The organism is Leisingera sp. ANG-M1 (assembly GCF_000813745.1).
Taxonomy (GTDB): Bacteria; Pseudomonadota; Alphaproteobacteria; order Rhodobacterales; family Rhodobacteraceae; genus Leisingera.
In genome coordinates this window covers 1-26,245 of the sequence record NZ_JWLC01000026.1, presented here as the reverse complement: position 1 = coordinate 26,245, position 26,245 = coordinate 1, and the positions used below count along the sequence as shown (strand labels likewise).

Below are 26,245 nucleotides of genomic sequence, written 5' to 3'. Positions count from 1 at the left end.
CCCTTACGCATTACGGATCGCCCACAGCTCCATCTTGAGCCCCGGGTACTGCCCCGACACATGCACTGCGATGCCGCCCGAGGTGGTCATCTTGCGCCAATAGGGGCTGTCCGCGTCCATCTCGAAGTATACCACGCCGGAATGATAGGGGATCTGCCGCGGCGCCACCGGAAGCGGACGCAGGGTGATCCCGGGCAGCGCCGAGTTCACCAGCTGGCGGATTTCCTCGACAGGTCCGATCTTGGCCTGGCCGGCAAAATGCTTGCGCACGTCCTCAGCCGGAATATCGGCGCTGACCGCCAGCACAAAGCCTGCGTTGCCCAGCAATTTGCGGTCGGCAATGACCCCCACCGAGATACCGTATTTGCGCGCTTCCAGCTTGATCGGGATCGCGGTCTGCTCCAGCACCGAGCTCAGATACTGGCGCAGCACCCGGATCACCGGCGCAAAGCATTCCATCAGGTTGTCGTGCGTATAAGGCGGGAACTCCGGCGCCTGTTTTTCGGTCGACATGAACACCGCCAGCTCACCCGCCAGCCCGGTGCAGATGGTGAACAGCCGCTCCGGGTGCAGGTTCTCGATATTCCGCAAATGGCGCACCTGCGGCAGCATCCGGTTCACCACTGTCAGCAGCATGAAATCCGACACATCCGCCACCCCGCGGGCGCCGCCTGCCTCCGAGAGGCGGCCCGCCAGGGCCTCCATCCGGTGCGCCAGAAGCCCTTCCAGCTCGCGCAGAAAACCGCTGAGAGCCATTGAGGCGCGGATATCCAGGCAGGACGGGATAAAGGACTGATCCAGCACAATTTCCTTGTCCGGGCGCACCTCGATAATACGCGCCACCGGCACCGCCAGCAGGTCGGCCAGATCGTCCACCTCCAGCGCGAACTGCAGGCGCATCTTGCCGACATCCAGTTCCACCGGCTTGCGCTCGGTCGAGGTCACATCGGTCACTTCCACCTTGTCCGGGCGCAGCCGGCTGGCCGAGCGCTCGGCGCCGCTCAGGTCGACCTCGGTCGCGCCTTGGCGCCGCTGCGGCACGGTCAGGTAGACGATGCAGTCCTTCACCGTAGTCGGCACTTCCATCGCCGGCGGGTGCGGGTCCGCCATCGGCACCCGGAACACCGTGCCGTCATGGGTCAGCCCCTCGCAGGACTTGACCGCAAACTGGCCGATCTTCAGCGCCTCATGGTCGATCTCCAGCCCGTTCACGCCCCAGGCATAGGGGCTGAGCCGCCGCGCCAGCCCGGCCACCAGCGCTTCGTTATAGCGGTCGGACTGCTGGAAGTGATGCGGCTGCAGAAACAGCCCCTCCGTCCAAAGTACCTTACTGTCCCAGGACACCGGGATCTCCTCTCACTTGCAGGCACGCGCCAGAAGCGCGCACGCTTATCCGTCCTTCAGCCTGTCCAGCTGGTCCTTGTAGGCGCGCGCAAATTCGCGGCTGAACAGGTCGTGGAAATCATTCTCAGCCTGGTCGGAAATCTCCGCATAAAGCTGTTCGTAGACATCCCAGTACTGGGCCTTCTTGCCGCGCAGCAGGCCGCTGAAGCCGCCCTTGGTCTCGATCTGGCTTTCCAGCGCCTTGGGATCGAGGCGTTTCAGCACGCCTTTCAATGCCGCCTCCATGCCGGTGACCATCGCCACCTCATGCGCCTTGATGTCCTTAAGCGCTTCCTCGGCGGCGGTCTCGGGGCTCAGGTAGCCCTTGGTGGCAGGGCGCACCATCGCCTCAATCGCCTGTTCCGGCGTGATCGAGAATTTCAAAGGGTTGTTGCCGCCGGCCGAGATCATCGTCTGCTCAATCCGGAACTCGGATTTGATCGAGGTGCGTGTCATCAGGATTTCGCGCAAGCCCGTGACCAGCGTCCGCATCACCCGGCCCATGCGGCCCATGGTGCTGGCCTGGTCGGCGGGATCAATGCTGACCTCGGCACCCACGCCGTTGAGGAACGCCGCCACGGCCTCCTGCGCTTCCGCCGAAGGCGGGGCTGCCGGCGCCACGGTTTTTTCCACCGCCGCATCTTCAACCGGAGGCATCTCCGGCGGCGGCGCTGGCGGCGCCTCGGGCGGCGGCGCGGCAGGCGGCATTTCCGGCGGCGGCGCCGGAACCTCGCGCGGTGGTGCAACCGGCTGCGGGTCGGGCTGCGGCACAGGTGTTTCCGGCTCGCCGATCCCCGACAGGAACTCATCATCCCAATCATCCGGGATCGTGCTGGCCTGCGATGCAGGTGCCGCAAACCCGTCCGAGGCGCTTGGGTTGTGATGCGGCAAGCTTGCGCCCTCGCCCTCACGCCCGTCGCTGGCCTTCTGGAAGAACGGGTCCTCCTCCTCGCCCAGGGGCGGCAGCAGCTCGTCGATCGGATCAACTGGATTCAGCTGCGCAGGCCCGGTCGGCCCCTCGCCCAGCAGATCATCCAGGAAATCGCCACCCGGCCCTGCATCCTCCAGCAGCTGCAGCGGATCGGGCGCATTGGCGGCCACCCCGGGCGAAACCGGCGCCTGCGCTGCGGGGGCGGCGATCATGTCCACATCGGCCAGATCGTCGCGGATCTCCACCACCAGTTCATAGTTGCCGATGCACAGCACATCGCCGTTGTTCAGCGGCGTCGGCGTGCGCCCTAGCGGGATCTTGGAATAGTTCAGAAACGTGCCGTTTGAACTCAGATCGACCACCACCACATTGCCGTTGTGATCCTCGATCACACAGTGGTTGCGAGACAGCATCTGGTCCGGGTCCGGCAGCACCAGGTCGCAGCTGGCACCGCGCCCCACGGTGAGGCTCGGCCCCCGCATCGGAACAGGGGCCGCATCGCCGGGCATCGCGCCCGAGCTCTGGAATTTCAATGTCACGCCCATGCCTGGGTTTATCCTCCCACCAGCACAGTGAATTCGCCTTTGACGACCATGCCGCCGCAGGCTGTGTTGTCGAGTATCCGCGCGGCCGGCATGTTGTTGATCAGAACCGTTGCCGAGCCTTTGATGATCGGATGCGGCGAGGGCGCGGCGGTGCACATGTCCCCCAGCCGCGCGGCCGGCAGCTTGCCGACCAGAACGGTCACCGCACAGGGCGGCAGGATCGGTGTCGGAACCGGAAGCACCGGCGGCGGCGGTGTGGAGGGCAGCATGCAGGCATGCAGATCCGTTACCCGGGCCTGTGGCATTCCCATAACTTACATCCTCCCTTTATTCCTGCGCTGCGTGGAGCGGGACTTCGATGACTTGTCCCTTGCCCCCGCGGGCAATATCCAGCGCCCGTTCAACCAGAACGCCGCCGTGTTCTTCAAACTTATCAGACAATTGACCCAAGGCCACCATATTCATGGCAAAGGCCGCCGCCTCCGATGCCCCCGCCGGGGCAGGATATTGATTCAATTCTCCGGGTCCGAGCGTTCCGGCCGCATAGAGCACCGCCAGCGCGCAATTCACCGTGTCATCATCCACATAGGCATGGTCCAGGGTGATCCGCGCCTTGTCGCGGTTTTCCTCGGTGGGCTCAAACACCCAGGCCTCCGACGCCGTCAGCGAGGCCGGGTCCTTGTCCGAGCGCGGCCCGATATAGTCGCGTGCCGCCAGGCAGGCCCACCACACCCGCTCCCGCGCAGGCAGCAAAACTGCCAGCGTCCGCAACAGATCAACCAGGGCGCCCTTGCGGTCGAGTTCCTCCAGCACCACGCCGGCCTGCGCCGTGGGCGGCGCCTCCAGCGGTGTCTTCAGGATGACATTTGCCCGCGACAGCAGCTTGGCTACCGGATCGGCAGGCATTTTCACCAGCTTTTCAAATCTTGCCGACATCATGCACCACCTAGTTGATCATCGTGAGGCCGCCCTTCAGGGTCAGCATCGCGTCGCCTTTGACGGTGGTCATCGGCGCTTTGGCCTCAACCATGCCAGTGCCTTCGATCTTGATCATCGGCCCCTTGATGGTCACACCCGAGTTGTCGATCTTGACCGAGGAGGCGCCCACGGTCAGCTTGATCTCCTGGCCGGCGCTCATGGCGATCTTGCCCGCGGTGACATCCACGGTGAGATTGCCCAGTGACACAGTCTCCGTGTGGTTGCCCTGCGCAATGGTTTCGGTCAGGTTGCCGGTATCCACGTCCAGGGTCATATTGCCGGTCTGGATGTTCTCCGACTTGTCGCCGGTCTCCACCACTTCGGTGCGGTCGCCCTGGTGCACGGTCTCAGTCATGTGCTGCTGCACCGTGAAGACATAGCTCTTTTCATCCGCCGAAGTGACTTCAGGGTCCGGTGCATCCATGCCGACAGTCACCGTCGAGCGGTCCTTGACCAGCATCTGGTGATCCTTCTCGGCCTGCACCCGCATCAGTTCGCTGTCTTTTTTATCGTCGAACATCAGCTCGTTGTAGCCGCCGCCGCCTTTTGAGGAGTTGGTCTTGATCCCCAGCTGGGTCTGATCGTCGGGGTAGGTATAAGGCGGCATCGTTTCAGCATTGTAAAGCATGCCGGTGCAGATCGGGCGGTCCGGATTGCCGTCCTCGAACTGAATGACCACCTCCTGGCCCATCCGCGGAATGGCCACCATACCCCAGTTCTTGCCGGACCAGGGCGTCACTACACGCACAAAGCAGGACGAGGTCTCGTTTTTCTTGCCCTCCCGGTCCCAATGGAACTGGATCTTGATCCGGCCGTGCTCGTCGGTCCAGATCTCCTCGCCGCTCTTGCCGACCACGGTGGCAGTCTGCAGCCCCTGCACTTCCGGCCAGGGGGTCACCAGCGGCGCCCGGTACTGATCCGCCTTCAGAATGGCCGAGAAGGTCGACGCGTAGACATCGTGCTCCATCTCCTCGGGCACATCCATGTTCTTCGCCTTGATATCCCGCCGCATCGCGCCCTTGGCCGCGGTCTGTTTGGCTTTCTGGCTTTCCCGCTCGCCATAATCCCACGCCACTTTGACGTGGTGCTCAGCATTGATGACCAGGTATTCCTTGTTGTTCTCGGCCACCGGGTGCTTCTTCATGGTGAAGGTCGTGCCGGTCACCAGCGTCGGCACGCTGGAGGCCCCGCGCCAGGCAATATGCTTGATCGCTTCCGCTTCCATCTGCACCCGGGCAAGCTTGGTTCCCAGGCCCGAGTTCTTCCGGTAGTGGCCCTGGTAATCGTAGACTTCGTAATCCTTGAAGGAATGCTTGCCCTTCTGAATCGAAGACGTCGCTTTCAGGTCTGCCGAGGGCGTCAGGAAATCAAAGTCATTCAGCGTGACCTTGCCCCGGGTGATCCGCTCATCCTTGGCCCATTCCGAGATATGCTCCTCGCGCCGCCGGTCGCTGTCGTCGCGCGAGTGGAACTCGACATCCGCCCCGCCTTTGATCGGGGTATGGCCGCCGACACCATCGCACAGCACCAGCTTTTCAATTGCGGTGTCGCCAGCAACGCTGTCGAAGTAGAAGTAAATACCCTCTTCCTCCATCAGCCGGCACAAGAAGGCATAGTCGCTTTCGCGGTACTGCAGGCAATACTCCCGCTTCTCATAGGAATCACTCAGCTTGTCCGAGAAATCGCTGAATCCGTATTCCCCGAACAGCTGCTTGATGATCTCCACCGTGGTCTTGTCCTGAAACACCCGCAAATCGGCGGTCCGCGTCAGCATCCAGAACCAGGGGCGCACTTCGGCTACATACATTTCATAGCCGTTGCGGAAGCCCAGATACTCGACCGAAACACACATGCCATTGAACTGATGCTCCGTCTTCTGGCGCATCACGTGCACATTCATCTGCTTGCCGACCAGATCCTCCAGCTTGGGCTGCTTCTTGGTCGCCGCAAATTCGATTGTGGTTTCTGTGAGCTTGCTCAGCCCCTCGCGCACAATCGCCCGGCTCATCATCAGGCCGTCGGTGGAATATGTCCCCGACATCCAGGCGAGGTCGTTTTCATGGCCCTTGCTTACAACCATGGCTCCTCCTTTCCGCGAAGGGAACCGGGCCGGAAATCACCGGCAGTGTTCTCAAACATTCGCATCATAAATCATCCAAAAGCGCGGCGAGCTCCGCATCCATTTCGTCATCGCCGTCGTCGTCATCATCGTCGTCATCCCCAAACGACGACAAAAGGTCATCCAGATCGTCGAGGCCCCCGTCATCACCATCATCGCCTCCAAGATCAAGATCATCCAGGCCGAGATCATCGTCATCATCTCCGCCCAAATCCAAATCTAAGTCATCATCTTCCTCACCGCCTGCAGGCGGCTTGGGCTTCGGCAGCCCGCGCGGATCCGGCGGCGAGGGCTCGGGTGCCGGCAGGCCGGTCCAGGGTCCGAGAATTTCACTGCCCTTCAACGAGTTGAAGGACGTGAGCCGCACCTCGTCGCGCCCCTTAACTGCGCTCACCGCCATAAAGCCGCGCTCCTGCGCCAGCGCGATCTTGTCCAGATCGATATTGCGCTCTGTGCAGGGCAGCGCCACCTGGTCGCCGAATTTGTCGTTCACATAATGATAGGGCATTTCGCCCAAAGACATGATTTTGCCCAGCTGCAGCGACGGCCCGTTCTCCGAGAACGACCGCCCCAAGAGGATCGCCACCAGCACCACCGGGTTGGCCCAGAGCATACCGCGCAACCCCTCACTCTCGGTGAACTCCTCGAAATCAAATTCATAGCAGGGCTCTGTTTTCTCGCCATAGGGTCGGCGCAGCAGGAAGCGCGGGCTGACCAGCCCCAGATGCCCTGCCTCGGCCATGCCCTGCAGCGTGTCCCAGGCCTCGGCCACCAGCTTGGCCCGCTCGGGCTTGGGTGTCTTCAGGAACTCCGGCGAAATCGATGCGAAGAAAGGCGCATCCACATGCGCCGCTACCCGGGCGATGCGGCCCAGCAGTTCAGCATGCGGCGGGGTTTCCTCGAACTGATACATGCCGATCAAGGCCGAATAGCCACCGCGGCCGTTTTCCTCATCCAGCGGCTCCTCGGTTAGCAGCCGCACAAAACCGGTCTTAGACAGGTCCTCCTCCGCTGCCAGATCTGCGGCCAGCTCCTCTGCCGAGATGTCATAGAGCATCACATCCAGCGTATCGTCCGCCTCGATCGAGCGCGCCATCAGATCCAGCGAGCGCCACTGCGCCTCCACCGACTGGAACTCCGGATGATGCAGCACCAGCCGCATCGCATCCGCCAGCGCCTCATCCACCGCCTTCTGCATCGCCGCCACATCCGGATCCGGCAGCGCCCGGATATGCGGCCCCACAACCCGCGCCAGCAAGTCGTCCACCGGCGAGGCCTCGCGCAGCGTATTTCCAGTATCGCCGATCAGCTGCTGAAATGCGCTCAGCCGCCTATCGGCCGGCACCGAGTTCCCGGCCGAGGTCCGCTTGGGCGCCCGCGCCTTGGTGCCAAATTTCTCTGCCCAGGCCTTCAGGGTATTTGCCGCATGATCCGCCGTCGCCCCGCTCTGCAGCTGCTTGCGCAGGCCCACCAGCTCGGAAAACAACTCAACGTTTTCATAGAGCTCATCCGGGTGCAGCCCGTCCAGATCCTCCAGCTTCACTGCAATCCCGGCGCCGTCCTTGCCGATCGGCAGCACCAGCTCGCTGGCAAAGCTCTCGATAACATCCTCGACCGTGTCCGGATCCAGCAGGATCGCCTTGCGTGCCGCCAGCTCATCGCCGGTCTCCAGCTGCCCCTTGGCCGCGCGGCCAGAGAAATCCCCCAGCACCGCCAGCCGGAACCGTTTGCGCTCCAGCTTTTGCGGCTCGGGCCGGTCAGCGCTCATGGTGCCATAGGCAAACTCCGGCTCCTCCGAGCCCCCTGCTCCGGCCGCCTCAGCCGCCGCGGGTTCTTCGCTGCCGTCGTCCAGATCCCCCAGCAAAGCATCCAGATCGCCAGTGTCTTCTTCAGCGCTGTCCAGATCGCCAAGCAACGCATCCAGATCGTCGCCGCCAGCATCGCCGGCGGCCTCCTCGTCTTCACTGCCCAAATCGCCAAGCAGATCGTCCAGGTCGAGGTCGCCGCTGTCATCGCCCATCAGATCGTCCAGATCCGAGTCCGCGTCCCCCAGACCGCCCAGCAGCGCATCGAGGTCATCTTCGGCCCCCTCCGCATCCGCCGCTTCCTCGGCCTCCGCTTCCTCGCCAAGCCCGGTCAGCAGGTCGTCCAGATCGCTGGCATCCTCATCGCTGCCCAGGTCGCCCAGCAGCTCATCCAGGCTGGCGTCTTCATCTCCGCCAGCTTCCTCGTCATCCAGTCCGCCCAAAAGGCTGTCCAAATCGTCCCCATCCGCATCGCCGGCGTTGTCATCCTCTTCCAACCCGCCAAGCAAAGCGTCCAGATCATCCCCGCTGTCTTCCTCAGCAGCTTCAGCGGCCGCCGCTTCATCCTCATCACTGTCCAGCTCGCCCAGCAGATCGTCCAGACCGCTATCACTGTCTGCCGCCTCGCGTACCGGCTCGCTCAGCAACGCATCTAAGTCATTCCCGGCGTCCGCCTCGTCCAAATCCCCAAGGAGAGCATCAAGATCATCCGCGTCTTCCGCACCCTCGCCGCTGGCCAGCAAATCGTCCAGGCCTGTCTCCGCTCCAGGTTCTTCTGCTTCGGCCTCATCTTCCTCTGCGTCTACCGGATCACCATTGCCAAGGTCCGCCAGCAGGCCGTCCAAACCACTGTCGTCCTCTTCCTCCTCAGCCGACGCGACCAGCGTATCCAGCGCAGCGCTCAGATCATCGCTTTCGCCGTCCTCTTCAACCGCATCCAGACCACCAAGGATCGAGTCAAGATCGCTACCCTCTTCTGCATCCCCTTCGGGCTCCTCCTCTGCAAGCCCGGCGAGAATCCCGTCAGAGGCATCCGAATCATCCTCTTCTTCAGGCGCCTCAAGGCTATCCAAAACTGCTGTCAGGTCCTCACCAGCGTCTTCTTCTTCCTCCAGACTCCCCTCCAGCAACCCTTCGAGGACATCGTCCGAGCCGTCATCTGCCGCATCCTCAATCTCCACCGAAGCCAGGCTTTCCAGTGCTTCCTCCGCGCCGGTGACGGCATCTTCCTCTTCCGGTGCCTCGTCGAGAAGCCCGCCCAGGACATCGTCCAGGCTGTCTTCCTCAGCCGCGTCTTCCACTGCGGCATCCGCCAGACTCTCAAGCGCAGCGGCTGTGTCTTCGTCCTCTTCCGCAGGCTCCGCATCCGCCAGCCCGCTCAGAACACCGGAGACATCCTCCTCTTCGGCTGCATCCCCGTCCAGGTCCAGATCTGCTAGGCCTTCCAGAATATCCGAGTGATCCTCTTCAGCCGCCTCTTCCACCTCAGCGGCCGCCAGACTCTCCAAGGCCGCGCCAGCGGTGTCATCCCCGGCATCGTCTTCCGGCGCCTGGTCCGCCAGACCGTCCAGAATACCAGAGTGATCTGCCGCCTCCGGCTCCTCCACTTCAGCTGCCGCCAGACTCTCCAGCGCGGCCTCGGCGGCTCCATCGTCCTCTTCCGCAACCTCGACCTCGGCCAGCCCGTCCAGGACCGAGGCGTGATCCTCTCCCTCTTCAGCCTCCGGCACTTCGGCGGCTGCAAGGCTCTCCAGGGCCGCCCCCGCAGCATCCTCTTCCGCGTCTTCTTCAGGTGCCTGCTCTGCCAGCCCATCCAAAACGCCGGAATGATCCTCTTCCGCCTGCTCCTCAATCTCCACTGCAGCCAGGCTTTCCAAAGCCTCCGCCGCTGCGGTGTCTTCCGCCTCCGCCACTTCGGTCTCTGCCAGCGCATCCAGCACCCCGGAGTGATCCTCCGCTTCAGCTTCCTGCACCTCAACAGCCGACAGGCTATCAAGGGCAGCTTCGGCAGCGCCGCCGTCTTCCGTCTCAAGAACCTCCTGCGCAGCCAGGCCCGCTAGCACCTCGCTGGAAGTATCCCTCTCTGCCGGCTCCGGCACATCCGCCTGCGCCAGCCCCTCCAGAACCGAGCCGGTCTGGTCTTCCTTTTCCGTTTCCGGCACCTCCGCGGCAGCAAGAGAGGCCAGCGCCTCACCCGCGGCATCTGCTTCTTCCGACTCCTCCGGCGCGGCGGAACTCAGACCCGCAAGCACATCTGCAGACCCGTCCTCAACGTCCTCTTCAACAGGCTCTGCCGACCGCAGCCCGTCCAGAACGGCACCTGAGGCATCCCCGGCGTCCTCCTCCGCTGGTTCCTGCGCCGCAAGGCCGGCCAGCACCTCACCCGAAGTGTCTTCCGCCTCTGCCTCAGGCGCATCCGCCTGTGCCAGCCCTTCCAGCACAGAGGCCGAGGTGTCTTCTTCAACAGTCTCCGCAACTTCCACCGCTGTCAGCGACGCAAGCGCACCGGCAGCCTCATCCGGCTGTTCCGTGTCCTCCGGGACCGCAGCGCTCAGGTCTGCCAGCACATCCGCAGAGGTATCTTCCGGCTCCGCCTCCGCCACGGGCGCCGACCGTAAGCCCTCCAGAACACCTGCCGAGGCATCCTCCGCAGGCTGGTCCCCGGGCGCGGCCTCGCGCAAAGCGTCCAGCACACCGCCCGAAGTATCCTCAGGCGCCGCATCCTCAGGCGCCTGTGCCGCCAGCCCAGCCAGAACATCGCCGGTGGTATCCGCCTCTTCCTCCGGAAGCTCAACAGTGCGCAGGCTTTCCAGCGCCGCGGCACTGCCGGCATCCCCGGCCGGGGCCGACACCGCCTGCAGCAGCGACGGGTCGTTCAGGATCTTCTCGATCAGCGTCTCCGCCCCGGTCTTGCCGTCCATATAGGCCATCAGGTTCGATAGCTGGGTGCGCGCCTCCAGCAGCGGACGCAGCGCATCTACCTTGCCGGCAATAGCGCCGGGCGAGAAATCCGCCATGCTTTCAAAGGTCAGGTCAACCGCCAGGTTGCCCTCGCCGGTCAGCGTGTTGGGCACCGTAAAAGCAGCCCGCGGGGCCATCGACTTCATCCGTTCGTCGAAGTTGTCGACGTCGATCTCCAGGAATTTGCGGTCGGCAACGCTGGGCTGCTCGATCTCGGACTTGCCCATCAGATCGCTCATCACCCCCATGACAAAGGGCAGCTGCACCTTCTTCTCGGCGCCGTAAAGCTCCACGTCGTATTCGATCTGAACACGCGGCGCCCTATTGCGGGCAATGAACTTCTGCGAGCTGTCAGCCATTCCCCTGCCCTTTCAGCTGGGCCAGTTCCGCCCGCAATGCCTTGATCTCTTCATGCAGCTCCAGCACATGCGCGTCCACCACATCGGTCTCCGATTTCACCAGCTCGCGCAGCTTCTCAAACTCAGCCTCGGCATCCGCCTCCACCGCCGACTGCATGGTGTTGACCAGAAGGCCGATGAACAGGTTCAGAACCGAGAAGGCAGTAATCACGATGAACGGCACAAAGAATGCCCAGGCAAAGGGGAACACATCCATCACCGGCCGTACGATCCCCATCGACCAGCTTTCCAGCGTCATGATTTGGAACAGCGAATAAAGCGACCGCCCTAAAGTGCCGAACCAGGTGTCGAAGGCATCGCCATACATCAGCGTCGCCATCACCCCGAACACATAGAACACGATCGAGATCATCACGATCACCGCGCCCATGCCCGGCAGCGCGTCCAGCAAAGCCTGCACCACAGCCCGCATCTGCGGCACGACGGACAAGAGCCGCAGCGCCCGCACCACCCGCAAGCCGCGCAGCGCCGACAGGCCCTGGCTGTCCGGAAGCAGCCCGACCGAGACCACCAGCAGGTCGAAAATATTCCAGGCCGAGGTGAAGAACCGCAGCCCATAGGCAAAAAGCTTCAAGGCCAACTCTGTCACAAAGATGCCCAGCACGATCCGGTCGATCACATCCAGCAGACCGCCAGCATGGGCGTTGACGCTGTCCGACGTGCCCAAGCCTAGAGTGATGGCATTGAAAATGATGACGCCAAGCACCGTATTGGTCACCCACCGGCGCTCGACAAATTCCCGGGCCCGGTCCCGAAGCGTCACTGCGGTTTGCGCGCTGCTGTCCAATGTACCTCTCCCGGCCGTTCCGTTGTGCCGGGCACGCATGGGCGCCCGGCGGTCGTCTTTTTCATGTCAGGCCGCGTCGAACACGGTCCCGTCCAGCGCCTTGCTGGTGATCTTGTCATAGGCGTAACCGCCCACTGCACCGCCCACACCCAGGGCCAGATCCTTGGCACCGGTTGCGATCGAATTGCCATCGATCGGCGCTGTCGCCAGCGCGGCAAACTTCAGCGCCTCGCGGAACACCTTCAGCGCTTTCGGATCCTTGATTGTCAGCGCCTTCACCCGCTTCATCAGATCCTTGATCTTGTTGGCCCAGTCGCGGGCATCGCTGTACATGATCTGGATCTTGTCGATGGCGCTTTGCACCGCCGAGTAATTATCGGCCAAGGCCGCATCCAGCGCCTTGTTGACCATCACCAACTGAGTCTTCTTGTCCTTGATCGGATGCTTCTTCAGCTTCTTGCCGACCTCGGCCAGGAACTCCTTCTTCAGCTTGTCCTGCTGCTTCAGCACCTTGTTCAGGGTTTTCGACAGATCATGCATCTTGACGATCATCTGCGCGTATTTCGCCTTCATCGTCTCGGCACTGTCTTCCACCGTCTTGACCGACGGCTGCGAGATGCCAAGGAACTCCTGGAACACCGCCGCCGACACCTCGTTCACCGCGTTCAGCGCCTTGTTGGAGGCGGCCTTTTCCACCACCGCCAGGTTCTTCTCCAGGATCGCCTTGGACTGGTCGATGTTGATCGCCAGCTTGCCGATGTCCTTGGCCAGCGACACGCCGGATTTGATCAGCCCAATGATGCCAAAGGCCGCGCCCGCACCGCCCGAGAACGGCGAGGTCGCCATTGCCGCTATGCTCACCGCCAGACCGGCCAGGGTACCGGCAATCGACACGCCGACCTTGATCTTGAACTTGGACCATTCCTTTTTCTTCTTCTGCAGATTGGTCCAGGCCTTCTGCGCCGCCAGTTCAGCCCCCTTTTCGGCAACCTTGACGTCATTCTTGATGGCGTCATTCAGCCCCTTCAGCTGCTTTTCCATGTCCTTGTCCGAGGCGCCCTTGTTGGTCATCTCAACAAAGGCCTTGTCGAACACCTTGCACTTCTTCTCGATGGTGTCCTTGGTCTGCTCCAGCACTTCGCTGGCGCCTGAATGGAACTCCTGCTGCAGAAGCGGGTCCTTCTCGACCCCCTTCTCCATCTTCTTGTCAAGTTCCACCACCACCTTGAACGACAGTTTAGGCGGCTCCACCATCTGCAGCCCGGACACTTTGATGTCCAGGTTCTTCAGGTCCATAACAACGTGTTTAACCATAGGATTTCCCCCTTACTCGCTACCTTCTGGCGCGTTTAATCAAAACCGTACGTGAACTCCCCGTCCTTGACGTCGACTGCGACTTTCTTCACTTCCCCGCCTTCCATCAGGCGGCGCAGGAACTCGTTTGAGATTTCCGGCAGCATGGTGTTGGTGACAATTGCGTCGATCATGCGGCCGCCGCTGTCGAGCTCCTGGCAGCGGTTGACGATCTCTTCGACCACGCCGTCCGTGTATTCGAACGGCACGGAATGCGTTTCCTGAACCCGTTTCTGGATCCGGCCCAGCTGCAGCTTGGTGATCTCGCCGATCATCTCCGGGCTGAGCGGATAATAGGGGATCGCCACCAAACGCCCCAAGAGCGCCGGCGGGAACACCTTCAGCAGCGGGTCGCGCAAAGCTTTCGCCATGCCCTCCGGCTCCGGCATCAGCTCAGGATCCGAGCACAGGTCCATGATGGTCTCGGTGCCCACGTTTGAGGTCAGCAGGATCAGCGTATTCTTGAAGTCGATGATCCGGCCTTCGCCGTCTTCCATCACGCCTTTATCGAAGACTTGGAAGAAAATCTCATGCACATCCGGGTGCGCCTTTTCGACCTCGTCCAGCAGCACGACGGAATAAGGCTTGCGCCGCACCGCCTCGGTCAGCACCCCGCCTTCGCCGTAACCGACATAACCCGGAGGCGCGCCTTTCAGCGAGCTGACGGTATGGGCTTCCTGGTACTCAGACATATTGATGGTGATAACGTTCTGTTCGCCGCCATACAGAACCTCAGCCAGCGCCAGCGCGGTTTCGGTCTTACCAACGCCTGAGGTGCCCGCCAGCATGAACACACCAATCGGCTTGTTCGGGTTGTCGAGGCCGGCGCGGCTGGTCTGGATGCGCTTGGCGATCATCTTCATCGCGTGATCCTGGCCGATCACCCGTTTCGCCAGGTGCTCTTCCAGGTTCAGAATGGTCTCGATCTCGTCCTTGACCATGCGGCCGACCGGAATGCCGGTCCAGTCGCCGACCACAGAGGCAATCGCCTGGTGGTCCACGATGGGCAGGATCAGCGCGCTGTCGCCCTGCAAGGCGTCAAGCTCGGCGTTCTTGTCCTTCAGCTGCTGCAGCAGTTCCGCCCGGTCCGGTCCGTCATCACTGCCTTCGGCGGCGCCCTCCGCGCTGTCGTCCCCAGCATCGGCGGTATCGTCTACGGGCGCGGCCCCCTCCCGGAGCTTGGCGCGCAGGTCGAGGATGTCCTGCACAACCGCCTTTTCCTTGTCCCACTGGGCAGTAAGTTCCGCCAGCCGCTCTTCTTCAGCGGCCTTCGCCGTCTCCGCCGCCTCGCGGCGGTCTTCGACGTCATAGCCGGCGGTTTCATCGCGGCCGATGATCTCCAGCTCGGTAGTCAGCGCCTCAATCCGGCGCTGGCTGTCGTCCACCTCGGCCGGCACCGCGTGCTGGCTCACCGCCACCCGCGCACAAGCCGTATCCAATAGGCTCACCGACTTATCCGGCAATTGCCGCGCCGGGATGTATCGGGCCGACAGGCTGACCGCCGCCTCAATCCCCTCATCCAGCACCTGCACCCGGTGGTGGTTTTCCAGCATCGAGGCGATGCCGCGCATCATCAGGATCGCCTTCTTGATGCCCGGTTCATCGACCTTCACGACTTGGAAGCGGCGGGTCAGCGCCGGGTCTTTCTCGATGTATTTCTTGTATTCGGCCCAAGTGGTAGCACCGATGGTCCGCAAAGTGCCGCGCGCCAGCGCCGGTTTCAGCAGGTTCGCCGCATCGCCGGTACCCGCGGCGCCGCCGGCGCCGACCAGCGTGTGGGTCTCATCGACAAACATCACAATCGGCACCGGGCTCGCCTGCACCTCGTCAATCACCTGGCGCAGGCGGTTCTCAAACTCGCCCTTCATCGAAGCGCCGGCTTGCAGCAGACCCACGTCCAGCACCAAAAGCCGCACATCCGCCAGCGCCGGCGGCACGTCGCCGCGCGCGATCCTGAGCGCAAAGCCTTCGACCACCGCAGTCTTGCCCACCCCGGCCTCGCCGGTCAGGATCGGGTTGTTCTGCCGCCGCCGCATCAGGATGTCGACGATCTGGCGGATTTCCTCATCGCGGCCGACAATCGGGTCGATCTCGCCGTTCTTCGCCTGTTCGGTGAGGTCGGTGCAGAACTGCTCCAGCGCCTCGCCCTTGCCCATGGCACCGGGCGCCATCGCGCTTGAGGCCTCGCCCGGCTCGGCGCCGCCGCCGGTCACATTCGAGCCGTCCTGCGCCCCCAAGGCCTCCTCGGGCGAGCCGTCGGTGGCGTCATGGAAATTGTCCGCCAGATCATCGGCGCCGATCCTGGCCAGCTCCGGCGACATGTTGGACAGGATATTGCGCAGCGCCGGCGTCTTCAGCATACCCAAGAGCAAATGCCCGCTGCGCACCTGGCCAGAGGAATACAAGAGCGAGCCCCAAACCCAGCCGCGTTCCATCGCGTCCATCAGATGGTCCGAAAGGTCTGAGATCGTCGAAGCCCCGCGCGGCAGCATGTCCAGGGCACGGGTCAGCTCGGTGGCGATCTTGCCGGGATCCAGCTTGTAATGCTCGATGATCCGGTGCATGTCGCTGTCCTGCTGCGCCAGCAGCTGATGCATCCAATGCACCAGCTCGACATAGGGGTTCCCGCGCATCTTGCAGAACACGGTTGCGCTCTCAACGGCCTGGTATCCCAGTTTGTTCAGCTTGCCGAACAATGCCACACGGCTGATCTCGGTCATCTCAAATCCCTCCCTCTACGCGCTCTTCAGCCCCGGCGCCAAATCCCGGGTACAGGTATAAATCATTCACGTCCGGCTGATCCGCATCCGGGTCCGGGCGCGACCGCACCCAGCTGGTGTGCCCCAGCCGCGTGGTGCCGCCCAAGGACGCGCGCGGCACCTCGTCGCCAGCCAGGATCAGGTTCACATCCCAATCCAGGAAATCGCCGGCATAGGACCGCACAATTGCGCGCAGCCGCTTCAGTGCCTCGCCGCCCGGCAAAAGCCGTTCGTAATCCTGCAGCTTCAGCGGCCCGATGCGGATGCGGAACTTGGCCGAGCGGCTCCAGACCTTGTCGCCGATGCTGGTGCTCTGCCCCAGTCCGCCATAGCCCAGGGCCCAGCGGTCGTCCGGCTCCAGCTCCAGCCAGCTGCCGACAAACTCCTGCAGGGTGACCGGCACCTCGAAAAACGCCGACAGGATCGACACCAGCCCCTCCGGGTTCTTGGCGCCCTTGGCCAGGTGGCCCGCAAAATGCAGCTTGGCCATGTCCGGCATGTCGTCGCGGTCGCCGAATTTGAAGCCGTTATAACCGATCAGCGACGACACTTTGCGCGCCATCGGATCATCGGCCCGGTCGAAACTGACCGCAGGCGATCCTTGCGTCCAAGCCCGGTACAAGAGGCTCATCATCCGGTGCGTCAGCATATCGGCAAAGGCCACCAGCGTCGGGTCGCGGTGGTTGCGTTTACGGTCGCGGGCGTATTCGGTCAGATGCAGCGGCAAGGGGCCTTGCGGGCCGAACAGGCCAAAAAACCGGTTGGTCAGAACCGCAGGCTTGCCGCCCTCTGCCGGTTTGAAATCGGCAATGGTCGAGGGCGGGAACGCCAGTTCCGCCTCCTGCCCCAGCCGCAGCATGTCCTCGCGCGGGCGGCGGCTTTCGCCGAGGCGCGGGGCGTCATTGAAATGCGCCTCCAATACCCGAAGGGCCTGAAAAACGTGATGTTTTTCAGGCTCCATGGCCAGCCGGCCATAGAGGCTCAGATCATCCGGCCGAGGCCCTTTTCCGGTCGCCATCTGGCAATTTCCCCGCGTTTTTCAGTCGTCAGGACTGTCTCCGTGAATGAGTTGATGCTGGCATAGCCGCGGAAGAACCGCTCCAGCACGGCTCCCAGCGCATAGATGTTGCTGCCCTCGAAAAAGCTCTCGTCAAAGCCCAGGGTGATCTCCAGGCCCCGCACCGCGGTCGACAGGATCTCGTCGCTCATCCGCCGCACGATGGGGCGTGCACCCACCGACAGGATCCCTTCCAGCTGCTTTTCCGTCACCCGGTCGCCGAGCGGCGCATAAAGCCCCACCAGTTCGCGCAGCGCCTCCGCCGACTGGCCCTTGCCGGTTTCGGCAATCGAGACGTAGTTGAGGCTCAGATGCGAGATCAGCCGCCAAGCGGTATCGCCCTGCGCCAACGTAGGGTGCGGGCGCGTCGGCGATACCGGCAGCGTCACCTTGGTCACCGGTCCGCCCTCGGGCAGCTGGAACACATCATCGCTGCCGGTGGCCAGCAGCATCGGCAGATCGCGGTTGGTGCAAAGCGCATTGACCGCCAGCTGCTCCAGCCCCGAGGAATACGGCGCCTGCGCCCGGTCCACCAGCGTCAGGAACACTTCCGATCCCAGGTAAGAACTCCTCACCCCGCGCAGACGCTCCTTTTCCGAGCGCTGCCGCATCCGCCGCTTGATGGTGTAATAAGCCGGGTGGCTTTCGCCCGCCGCGGTGAAATCATTGGCAGAGTAGAACGGGCGGAATACCACATCGTCTTCGCCCTCGCCGCTGATCCCGACCACGCTCTGCAGCGCATAGACCTCGAAATCCAGGCCCGCGGTGCGGTTTGGGATCACGTGGTGCTCGGTGTCGATCGGCGCAATCCGCACCCTGTCGCAGCGTTTCTCAAACAGGTTGACCGCAGGCACCGCGTTCAGCTGGAACACTTCCGGCACCACAATCGGCGCAATCTCCGGCATCCCCTCGCGCAGGAGAATATAAAGATCGACCTCATTACCCGCCGATTTCTCCAGCCCGGCTTTCAGCCCCTGCAGTTCAACAAAGCGGAACCGCTCGGGCATCGCAAAATATTCCTGCAGCAGCCGGTAGCCGTCATAAACCCGGCGCGGCAGCGGCAGCAGAGCTTCCTCGGGGCTGAACCCCTTTTGCACCACTTTGGCGCCGCGCAGCGGCAGCTGCCAGTCGGCGCGCCGGTCGGTAGAACGCGCCACAATCCCCTGCACCTGGGTGCACAGCATCTCCAGCAAAGGCCAGCTGTTGCCCGCCGCGCTGGACAGGTACAAAGACAGCTTGTCCATCTCCAGCTTGCTGATCGGGTCGCCGTCGATCCGCTTGATGCGCAGCCGGATCCCCGCTCTGGCATCATAGCCAGTGGCCACCCCCGCCGCGACCAGCTCGCCGCGGCCGTCGATGTACTGCGCCTCGGTGATCTGGATCGGCCACATGGTCAGATCAGCGGCGGTGCGGAACTCGCATGGGGTCTGCTCCCCCTCGGTCAGCCGTGACCGCAATGTCGAGCCGCGCGGCAGCACATAGCCGCTTTTCACCGCCGAGTTCGCTGCATCCGGCTCAAACGCTGCAATCATCATCGACGGCGTCGGCGCCAGGTAATGCGGGTAGATGATCTCCAGCAGGTTCGAGGTGAAATTCGGATACTGCAGCTCCAGCTCCAGCTGGACGCGCGCCGACAGGAAGGCGACGCCTTCCAGCAGCCGTTCCACATAAGGGTCAAGAACCTCGACCCCCTCCATCCCCAGCCTGGCGGCGATCTTGGGATAGGCAGCGGCAAACTCCCCGCCCATGTCGCGCAGGTAGTTCAGTTCATTCTCGTAATGGGTCAGCAGCCGTGTATCCATCTCACAGCGCCCTTTCCATTTCCACTTCGCCGGTGGTCAGATCGACCTTGCTGCGCAAATACAGTTCCAGCGGCATCGGCTGCGCCCACATGTCGGCGCGGATTTCCAGACCCACGGTCATCTCGGTCGCGTCGGTGCCATCCTGCAGCCGCACATCCACCGAGCCTTCGATGATCCGCGGCTCATAAGCCGCAATCGCCTGTTTGATCGACCGCCTGATCGCCTCGGCCTTTTCCGTGGTCGAGGCCTCGCCCGCCACTTCAATCAGCCCGTAGTTCAGCACCGAGGCTGAAATCGACGGGTATTTCTCCGCGTCGAAATGGCTTTCGACGTTCTGGGTGTTCAGCAGCCAGGACAGATCGCGCTGGATGATTTCCCTGAGCCGCCCAAGATCAATCACCCGGCTCTCGCGGGTTTCCTTCAGATCGCCAGGTGCATTGTCTGTCAGCCGGTCCAGCAGCGAAGGCTGCAGGCGCTCGGCCAGAGTCTTGTCAGCCATTTTCTATGTCATGCCCATCCATCTTGAGCGAGCGCACGTCCATGATGGCAATGTCCTCTTCCCCGATCGTCAGCAGCCGCTGGCCCAGGCCGGTAAAGGTCTCCCCGCCGGCATCCTCCCACACGGTGGCGCGCGCCAGCATCGACAGCCCGTCGGCCTTCTCGCTGCCCGGGTAGCGGGACGGGATCATCGCCGCCACAGCACCGCCGCCCGCCAGGGTCAGCGTGCCCGCGGTCCAGACCGCATCGCGCAAGTCGCTCGGCTCTTCGGCCTCAAACGAAACGATCTGGGAAAACGGCAGCCAGTAGTATTTGCCGTTGACCACCGTCTCCAGCACCGGGCCCAGCCGCATGTCGGCATCGGCAATCCATTCAAACCGCTTGCCGTTGATTTCGCCGGGGCTTGCAGGGGCTGCATCAAACGCCTTGGCGCGCAGCTCCGCCGCTTCCTTGGGGTTTCCCGTTGCCAGCAGCCTCTGCGCTTCGATCAGATGCGCCAGCCATTCCTCCGGCTCGCCGAGGATCAAAGGCGCCTTTTCACCGGCAAACACTTTCTCGCGGTAGACCTCGCAGATGATCGCCTCGCGGTAGGCCTGCGCCATCACCGTGGCGCCTTCATCCAGCCCCGCCGCCGCCTTCAGCTGGGCAATCGCCCGGTTCCAGTCGCCCAGCACGCAGAGCAGCTGAAACAGGAACACCCGCAGCTTCGGATTGCTCGCGTCGCCCCGGATCTTCTGCTGCAGCGCCTCCAGCGCCGCCCTGGGATCACCGGCTTTCAGATGCTCTTCGGGTGTCATGGGGCTTTACTCCGCATCAAGGATGGACTGCTGGAAATGCGTCGGAAAAAACGGACCCCGGGCGCAAATACGCCCGGGGCCGGCAATCGTGTGTTACTCGACCTTGCCGGTCTGCACGTTCCACTTGAAGGTGCCTTCAGTGGTGAGCTTACCGGTTTTCTGGTTGGTCGACTTGTACTCATGCTCGATCGAAGCATAGGCCAGCGACCAGGTCTCTTCCGGGATGCCGTCTTCGCTGGCTGAGATCGAGTAGCTGTCGACAACCACGTCTTTCAGCTTCCAAATCGAATAGACCAGCAGGCCCTGGCTGGCGCTGTCGCCCGAGCGGCACCAATGCATGATGATTTCCGGACGCACGGTGCCGTTGGCCACCGACAGCGCCAGGTCGTTGGACGCTTTGCCCATCTGCGAGGTCAGCTCGATCTTGCCGAAGTTCGAGTTCGCGTGCATCCGCTGGGTCGAACCCAGGTCGGTCATCTCAACTGCGCGCTCAACGTTCCAGCTTGCGGACTGGACGACGATCCATTTCTTGTGGTTCTCCTCGGTGGCATCGCCTTCGATATCCGAGATTTCCACGAACATATTTGCAGCCATTTTGCTATCCTTTCAATAATTAAGAATTCTACTGCACTATGATGGTACGAGGCTGGGGAGTGGGTAATCAGCCTCCTTTTTCCGAGGGCAGTTTCGATACCAGCCGCAGCGAGACGGAAAGCCCCTCAAGCTGGTAATGCGGGCGCAGGAAGAATTTCGAGGTGTAATACCCCGGGTTGCCCTCGACCTCTTCCACAACCACTTCGGCTGCGGCCAGAGGTTTGCGCGCCTTCTCGTTCTCCGAAGAGATATCTGCATTGAAGTCAACATAGTTGTTGATCCAGTCCTGCAGCCAGGACTCCATATCCTGACGGCTTTTGAACGAGCCGACTTTGTCCCGCACCATGCACTTGAGATAGTGCGCGAACCGGCATGTGGCGAACAGATACGGCAGCCGCGCGCCCAGATTGGCGTTTGCGGTGGCATCCGGATCGTCATATTCGGCCGGCTTGTGCAGCGACTGCGCACCCATGAAGGTCGCAACATCGGTGTTCTTGCGGTGGATCAGCGGCATCATGCCGTTCTTCGCCAGTTCCGCTTCGCGCCGGTCGTCGATGGCAATCTCGGTCGGGCATTTCTGATCGACGCCGCCATCGGTGGTCGGGAAAGTGTGCGAAGGCAGGTTTTCCAGCGTGCCGCCGCTTTCCACGCCGCGGATCCGCGAGCACCAGCCGTACATCTTGAACGACCGGGTGATGTTCACCGCCATGCCGTAGGCCGCGTTGACCCAGCCGTATTTGTCGCTGGTGGCACCCGCGGTGTCTTCCTCAAAGGCAAATTCCTCCACCGGGTCGGTCTTGGAGCCATAGGGCAGACGGCCCAGGAAACGCGGCATCGCCAGACCCACGTATTTCGCATCCTCGCTGTCGCGCAGGGACCGCCAGGCGGCATATTCCGGGGTCTGGAAGATCTTGGTCAGATCGCGCGGGTTCGACAGTTCCGCCCAGCTGTCCATCTGGAACAGCGTCGGCTTGGCGCCGGTGATCAGCGGCGCATGCGCGGCCGCGGCGATCTTGGACATCTCGCCCAGCAGTTCAATGTCCGGCGGCGAATGGTCGAAATGGTAGTCCGCCACCAGGGAGCCATAGGGCTCGCCGCCCAGCTGGCTGAATTCCTCGGTGTAGATCTTCTTGAAGATCGGCGACTGGTCCCATGCCGTGCCCTTGAACTTCTTCAGGGTCTTCGACATCTCCTTCTTGGTGATCGGCATCACCCGGATTTTCAGCTGCTCATCGGTCTCGGTGTTGTTGACCAGATAATGCAAGCCGCGCCAAGCGCTTTCCAGCTGCTGGAATTCCTCGTTGTGCAGGATCAGGTTCACCTGCTCGGTCAGCTTCTGGTCAATCAGCGACACGATGCTCTCGATCGAGCGCAGCGCGTCGTCGGAAATCAGATCGGTGTTTGCCAGCGCCTGCTCGGCCAGGGTCTTGACCGCGCTTTCCACAGCAGTCTTGGCCTGGTCCGACTTGGGGCGGAATTCCTTCTGCAGCAGGTCCGCAAACTCGGTTGAGCCAAAGGCGGCTTCACCACCAGCGGCTTCCGCCTGGAGTTCTTCTTCAGCCATCTTTGTCCTCCCCTATTATTCTTCGCTCTCGGCTTCGCCGCCGGGCTTGGGCTGCGCTGCCAGGGTTTTCAGCAGGCTCGGATCCTGGATGATCTTCGAGATCAGATCCTCGGCGCCGGTCTTACCGTCCATATAGGTCATCAGGTTCGACAACTGGGTGCGCGCTTCCAAAAGCTCGCGCAGCGGCTCCACCTTGGCGGCGATGGCGGCGGGCTTGAAATCGTCCATGCTGTCAAAGGTGATGTCGACCGCCAGGTTGCCTTCGCCTGTCAGCGTGTTGGGCACGGTGAACGCGGCGCGCGGCGCCATCGATTTCAGGCGCTCGTCGAAATTGTCGACATCAATCTCCAGGAACTTGCGGTCGGCCACCGCAGGCTGCTCCACTTCGGATTTGCCCACCAGGTCGCTCATCACGCCCATCACAAACGGCAGCTGCACCTTCTTCTCGGCGCCGTACAGCTCCACGTCATATTCGATCTGGACCCTTGGTGCCCGGTTGCGGGCAATGAATTTCTGTGAACTTCCGGCCATCTAGGTCTCCTTCACTAGTCTTTAGCTTGCACGGCTGCTGCAGCGGCTTCCGCCGCCGGCGCAAGCCCGTGCCCGTTAGTCGTCGTCGTCTTCGATGCCGCCGATCAGGTGGACATTGTCCACCCCCTGCGGCGCCATGTCGTTCATGATGGTGAGGAAATCCGCCCCCACCAGCCGCTTGCACCGCTCCAGCAGGATCGGCAGCGGGCTCGACGGTTCCGCCCGCCGGTAATAGCCGATGATGCGGTCCAGCGCGTTGGACACATCAGCGGGCGAATTGATCGCCCCCGGCGCGGCAGGCGCTGCGCGGCCGCCTGCGGCCGGGGCCGCTGCGCCGCCTTCTTCTGCGCCTGCACCGTCTGCTTCATCCTCATCCGCCGCAGCGTCCGCACTGACATTGCCATAGTCGCGGATCTTGCGGGCCATCTGCTGCAGCAGCTTGATCAGGGCGCTCAGGTCCGGCCCCTGCCCCGGCGTCTGCTCGTCGAACACCGCCGAGACCGCTTTGACATTCTCTGCCGCGGATTCAATCGCTGCAAGCCGCGCCTCGATGACTTCATCGTCGCTGTCCTGGAACGCCGCGCCGATGGTGGCGCTGTCCGGCACATGCTCCATATCCGCAGGCGCCGTCATCACCCCTTCGGCAATCTCGATGTCGCGGAACGAGAACCGGCCGAAGCCGCGGCTCTCGGTCAGGGGCGCCCGGCGCAGCGACCGGTACAAGGGCGATGCCCCCGCCATCCCGTCCGGCTGGCCGCACAGATCCTGCACCGCATTGATCCGCATCGTCGGATCGCCGTCGTCTTCATCCAGCTCCGGATGGCAGGTTTCCCAGAACTCCTCCAGGCAGCCGCGCATATAGGCCGAGACATCGGCAAAGCCGGTCAGCCCTTCCGAATGCAAAAGCGCATCGCCCAGGAACACCGCCGCCCGCAGGTCGTGGCTGCGCTCCAGCACCTCCAGCGCTTTCTTCTGCACTTCGCGGTAATCGGGATCTGTGGCCTCGATCTTTTCATCGCCCACCACGGATTCTTCCCCGGGCTGAGCCGCCAGCTCCATCTCGGTGAACGCCGGATCGTATTCGAGGTTCTCGCCGCTGGGCGCGTCATCCCCCTTGGATTGCAGCAATACTGCCGGATCCATTATAAATGCCCCCCCGCTTGGTCTCAGGTTGTTGCGGCCTCTGTTAACGTAACGTCAAGCAGCCCCCCGCCCTTTTCCAGGACCGGCGGTTAAGGCTGCCCTAATCTCAAACTAAAACTTGACCCCAAGTGAGCCTTATCGGCATCCTAAAGTCAAATGTTTTCACTCTTTTTTGCGGCTGGGTAATAATGAGTATTGATCGTATTTCCGGCAAGGAAGTCAAAGACATGGTGCGCGAGGGCGCCAAGAAGCGGATGAGCTTCGCCTTCTGCCTCGACGACAGCAAGGACCCGCTGATGATGATTCAGCCGGGCAAAAAACCCGAGACTCTGCGCAATCCGATGAAGCAGGCGGGCGGCGGACCGCCGATGGCCTGGGGCACCTACACGGTGCGCTCGGGCGAGATGGAAATGATCTGCGAAAGCGCGCCCGGGCGGATGATCGGCGAGCTGAAAAAGTTTTTCAAACGCAACCCGGCCAAGGTCAATGTGCTGTTCGTCGATGACGGCGGCAACCTCCTGGACAGCCTCAAACCCGAATCCTCCGAAAGCGTCGTCGCCGAGGAAGACGTCTCCGACATCTCCGCCTCCGGCATCGACCCCAAAGCCATCGCGCCGCTGAAACGCCGCCTGAAACGGATCCAGCCGCGCATCGGCCTGGCACCGGGGCCGCTGGAGCTGAAGCTGAAACGCGCGCTCGCCAAATCCGTCGCCCTGATCAACAAGGGCCGCCTGCAGGAGGCCGAGACCCTGGTGATGGTGATCGAACGCGCCGTTGCCGGCATCGGCAAAGACCGCGAGGACGAGGCCCGGACCATGAAACGCGGCCAGCGCGAGATGGACCAGCGCTCGCTCGGCGCCCAGGTGAAACGCGCCCAGTCCCTGCAGGCCAATGTCGCCCGCGCCCCGGGCAAGGCCCGCGACCGCCTGGGCCGCGCCCTGCACGTGGCCGCCCGCCATCTGAAACGCCGCGACCTCGATTCGGCCCGCGATGCCATGGACAAGATCGAAAAAGCGCTGACCGCACTGGTCTGAGCCAAGGAACCAATCCGCGGCTTCTGCGGGCTGGGCAACAACAACCGGAACCCGGAGACAGTGATGACCCTGACACGCCTGCTATCTGCCCTTGCTCTCGCAGCCGCGCCCTTTGCCGCCGGTGCTGAAACCGGTCCGCTGAGGGTCGAGCTGAACAAGACCGAAGAGATCGACGGCGGCGGCTGCCGCGCCTTCTTCCTGTTCCGCAACCAAACCGGCAAAAGCTTTGAAGGCTTCGAAATGTCCTTGGCCATCCTCGACGGCCAAGGGGTGATCGACCGCCTGCTGTCGATCGACGCCGCCCCCCTGCCCGTTCAGCGCACCACCCTGAAACTCTTTGAAATTCCCGAGATCGCCTGCAGCAACATCTCGGAAATCCTGCTGCATGACATCACCTCCTGCCAGCCGCAGAACGAGGAACAGATGGATTGCTTCCCGATCCTGGAACTCGGCTCCCGCGCCGCCGCGCCGCTGGTGAAATAAGCCATGGCCGGCACCTGGGAAATCCTCGGCACCGGCGGCCCGGTGATTGCGCTTCTGGCGCTGATGTCTTTGCTCTCGCTCACCGTGATTGCCGTCAAACTGATCCAGCTCTGGCCGGTGCGCGCCGGCGGCGATGCCCGTGAACAGGCCCTGGGCCTGTGGAAGGATGGCGACCGCAAACAGGCGCAGGACACGCTCGCAGGCGGCAAATCCCCTGCCGACCGGGTGATGAGCTACGCGATGCAGGCCCTGCAGGAAGGCCTGCGCGGGCCGCTTTTGCAGGACGAGCTGCAGCGCCGCGGCAATGAAGAGGTGAGCCGTATGAACTCCCTCATCCGCCTCTTGGAACTGATCGCCATGGTCTCGCCCCTTCTCGGCCTGCTTGGCACCGTGCTCGGCATGATCCAGTCGTTCCAGGAGCTGGAATTGGCCCAGGGTGCGGCCAATGCCTCGGTCCTCGCAGGCGGCATCTGGCAGGCGCTTCTCACCACCGCCGCGGGCCTTTTGGTGGCAATCCCCGCCGCCGTCGCCGCAGGGCTCTTTGCTGCCCGCATCGACGCCGCTGCCCAAGCCATCGAAAGCGCCGCCGGTCGCCTGTTGCTAATCGACGGGTCGCGTTAATATGAGAAGCTTCGCGCATGTTTCCGCCGGGCCGCTTGCGGCCCGGCTCGCGCCCGGCCCCGCCCCCCAGGGCGGGCGCGA

Annotated in this window: 20 protein-coding genes and 1 pseudogene; 3 read left to right on the top strand and 18 right to left on the bottom strand. The window is 62.8% G+C overall.

The features are described 5' to 3' along the window. Positions 1 to 3: 3 nt before the first annotated feature. The 18 genes and pseudogenes from tssK to tssA all read right to left on the bottom strand — a co-directional run bounded on the left by tssK (position 4) and on the right by tssA (position 24,026). Positions 4 to 1,344: a type VI secretion system baseplate subunit TssK gene (gene tssK / locus RA19_RS21330; protein WP_039166715.1), complete on the bottom strand. Its 1,341-nt coding sequence runs from the start codon at positions 1,342 to 1,344 to the stop codon at positions 4 to 6. A 45-nt stretch (positions 1,345 to 1,389) separates the two neighbouring features. Continuing rightward, complete coding sequence (gene tagH / locus RA19_RS21325) at positions 1,390 to 2,859, bottom strand: type VI secretion system-associated FHA domain protein TagH (protein ID WP_039166711.1); 1,470 nt, start codon at positions 2,857 to 2,859, stop codon at positions 1,390 to 1,392. A gap of 8 nt (positions 2,860 to 2,867) precedes the next feature. Then, positions 2,868 to 3,170 carry a PAAR domain-containing protein gene (locus RA19_RS21320; protein ID WP_039166709.1) on the bottom strand — a complete coding sequence of 101 codons (303 nt, stop codon included), beginning with the start codon at positions 3,168 to 3,170 and terminating at the stop codon, positions 2,868 to 2,870. Positions 3,171 to 3,186: 16 nt separating this feature from the next. Beyond that, a complete protein-coding gene (locus RA19_RS21315) occupies positions 3,187 to 3,795 on the bottom strand; it encodes a DUF6931 family protein (RefSeq protein ID WP_039166854.1) in 609 nt (202 codons plus the stop codon). A gap of 10 nt (positions 3,796 to 3,805) precedes the next feature. After that, on the bottom strand, positions 3,806 to 5,917 hold the full coding sequence (locus RA19_RS21310; protein WP_039166706.1) for a type VI secretion system Vgr family protein: 2,112 nt from the start codon (positions 5,915 to 5,917) through the stop codon (positions 3,806 to 3,808). Between the two features lie 64 nt (positions 5,918 to 5,981). Then, on the bottom strand, positions 5,982 to 9,491 hold the full coding sequence (locus RA19_RS27725) for a type VI secretion system contractile sheath domain-containing protein (RefSeq protein ID WP_342586093.1): 3,510 nt from the start codon (positions 9,489 to 9,491) through the stop codon (positions 5,982 to 5,984). Positions 9,492 to 10,583: 1,092 nt separating this feature from the next. Continuing rightward, a pseudogene (gene tssB, locus RA19_RS27500) lies at positions 10,584 to 11,081 on the bottom strand (type VI secretion system contractile sheath small subunit); the annotation flags it as partial. After that, entirely contained in the window at positions 11,074 to 11,928 is an 855-nt protein-coding gene (locus tag RA19_RS21300) for an ion transporter (RefSeq protein WP_039166700.1), read from the bottom strand. The pseudogene tssB (RA19_RS27500) and the gene RA19_RS21300, both read right to left, overlap by 8 nt. 66 nt (positions 11,929 to 11,994) lie before the next feature. Next, a complete protein-coding gene (locus RA19_RS21295) occupies positions 11,995 to 13,242 on the bottom strand; it encodes a hypothetical protein (protein ID WP_241479118.1) in 1,248 nt (415 codons plus the stop codon). Positions 13,243 to 13,277: 35 nt separating this feature from the next. After that, the gene (gene tssH / locus RA19_RS21290; RefSeq protein WP_039166696.1) at positions 13,278 to 16,001 is read right to left on the bottom strand and encodes a type VI secretion system ATPase TssH; all 2,724 of its coding nucleotides are present in this window, start codon (positions 15,999 to 16,001) and stop codon (positions 13,278 to 13,280) included. A 1-nt stretch (position 16,002) separates the two neighbouring features. After that, on the bottom strand, positions 16,003 to 17,058 hold the full coding sequence (gene tssG, locus RA19_RS21285; RefSeq protein WP_039166694.1) for a type VI secretion system baseplate subunit TssG: 1,056 nt from the start codon (positions 17,056 to 17,058) through the stop codon (positions 16,003 to 16,005). Next, positions 17,022 to 18,899, bottom strand: coding sequence for a type VI secretion system baseplate subunit TssF (gene tssF / locus RA19_RS21280; RefSeq protein WP_039166691.1), 1,878 nt, complete (start codon positions 18,897 to 18,899; stop codon positions 17,022 to 17,024). The genes tssG and tssF overlap by 37 nt, the downstream gene beginning before the upstream one ends. Position 18,900: 1 nt before the next feature. Beyond that, complete coding sequence (gene tssE / locus RA19_RS21275; protein ID WP_039166690.1) at positions 18,901 to 19,398, bottom strand: type VI secretion system baseplate subunit TssE; 498 nt, start codon at positions 19,396 to 19,398, stop codon at positions 18,901 to 18,903. Beyond that, positions 19,391 to 20,194 (bottom strand): type VI secretion system accessory protein TagJ, encoded by an 804-nt coding sequence (locus RA19_RS21270; protein ID WP_039166689.1) that lies wholly within the window; start codon positions 20,192 to 20,194, stop codon positions 19,391 to 19,393. The genes tssE and RA19_RS21270 overlap by 8 nt, the downstream gene beginning before the upstream one ends. A 93-nt stretch (positions 20,195 to 20,287) precedes the next feature. Then, positions 20,288 to 20,788, bottom strand: a complete 501-nt coding sequence (locus RA19_RS21265) for an Hcp family type VI secretion system effector (RefSeq protein ID WP_039166687.1) — start codon at positions 20,786 to 20,788, stop codon at positions 20,288 to 20,290. A 67-nt stretch (positions 20,789 to 20,855) separates the two neighbouring features. Beyond that, on the bottom strand, positions 20,856 to 22,352 hold the full coding sequence (gene tssC / locus RA19_RS21260) for a type VI secretion system contractile sheath large subunit (protein WP_039166685.1): 1,497 nt from the start codon (positions 22,350 to 22,352) through the stop codon (positions 20,856 to 20,858). 15 nt (positions 22,353 to 22,367) lie between these two features. Continuing rightward, positions 22,368 to 22,883: a type VI secretion system contractile sheath small subunit gene (gene tssB / locus RA19_RS21255; RefSeq protein ID WP_039166682.1), complete on the bottom strand. Its 516-nt coding sequence runs from the start codon at positions 22,881 to 22,883 to the stop codon at positions 22,368 to 22,370. 75 nt (positions 22,884 to 22,958) lie between these two features. Further along, positions 22,959 to 24,026, bottom strand: coding sequence for a type VI secretion system protein TssA (tssA, locus tag RA19_RS21250; protein ID WP_039166679.1), 1,068 nt, complete (start codon positions 24,024 to 24,026; stop codon positions 22,959 to 22,961). A gap of 188 nt (positions 24,027 to 24,214) precedes the next feature. Between tssA and RA19_RS21245 the strand changes: the two genes are divergently transcribed. From RA19_RS21245 to RA19_RS21235, 3 genes are all read left to right on the top strand, one after another. Beyond that, positions 24,215 to 25,060, top strand: a complete 846-nt coding sequence (locus RA19_RS21245) for a hypothetical protein (protein WP_039166676.1) — start codon at positions 24,215 to 24,217, stop codon at positions 25,058 to 25,060. A gap of 63 nt (positions 25,061 to 25,123) precedes the next feature. Beyond that, the gene (locus RA19_RS21240; RefSeq protein ID WP_039166674.1) at positions 25,124 to 25,543 is read left to right on the top strand and encodes a hypothetical protein; all 420 of its coding nucleotides are present in this window, start codon (positions 25,124 to 25,126) and stop codon (positions 25,541 to 25,543) included. Positions 25,544 to 25,546: 3 nt separating this feature from the next. After that, complete coding sequence (locus RA19_RS21235; RefSeq protein ID WP_039166671.1) at positions 25,547 to 26,164, top strand: MotA/TolQ/ExbB proton channel family protein; 618 nt, start codon at positions 25,547 to 25,549, stop codon at positions 26,162 to 26,164. The last annotated feature ends 81 nt before the right edge of the window (positions 26,165 to 26,245 follow it).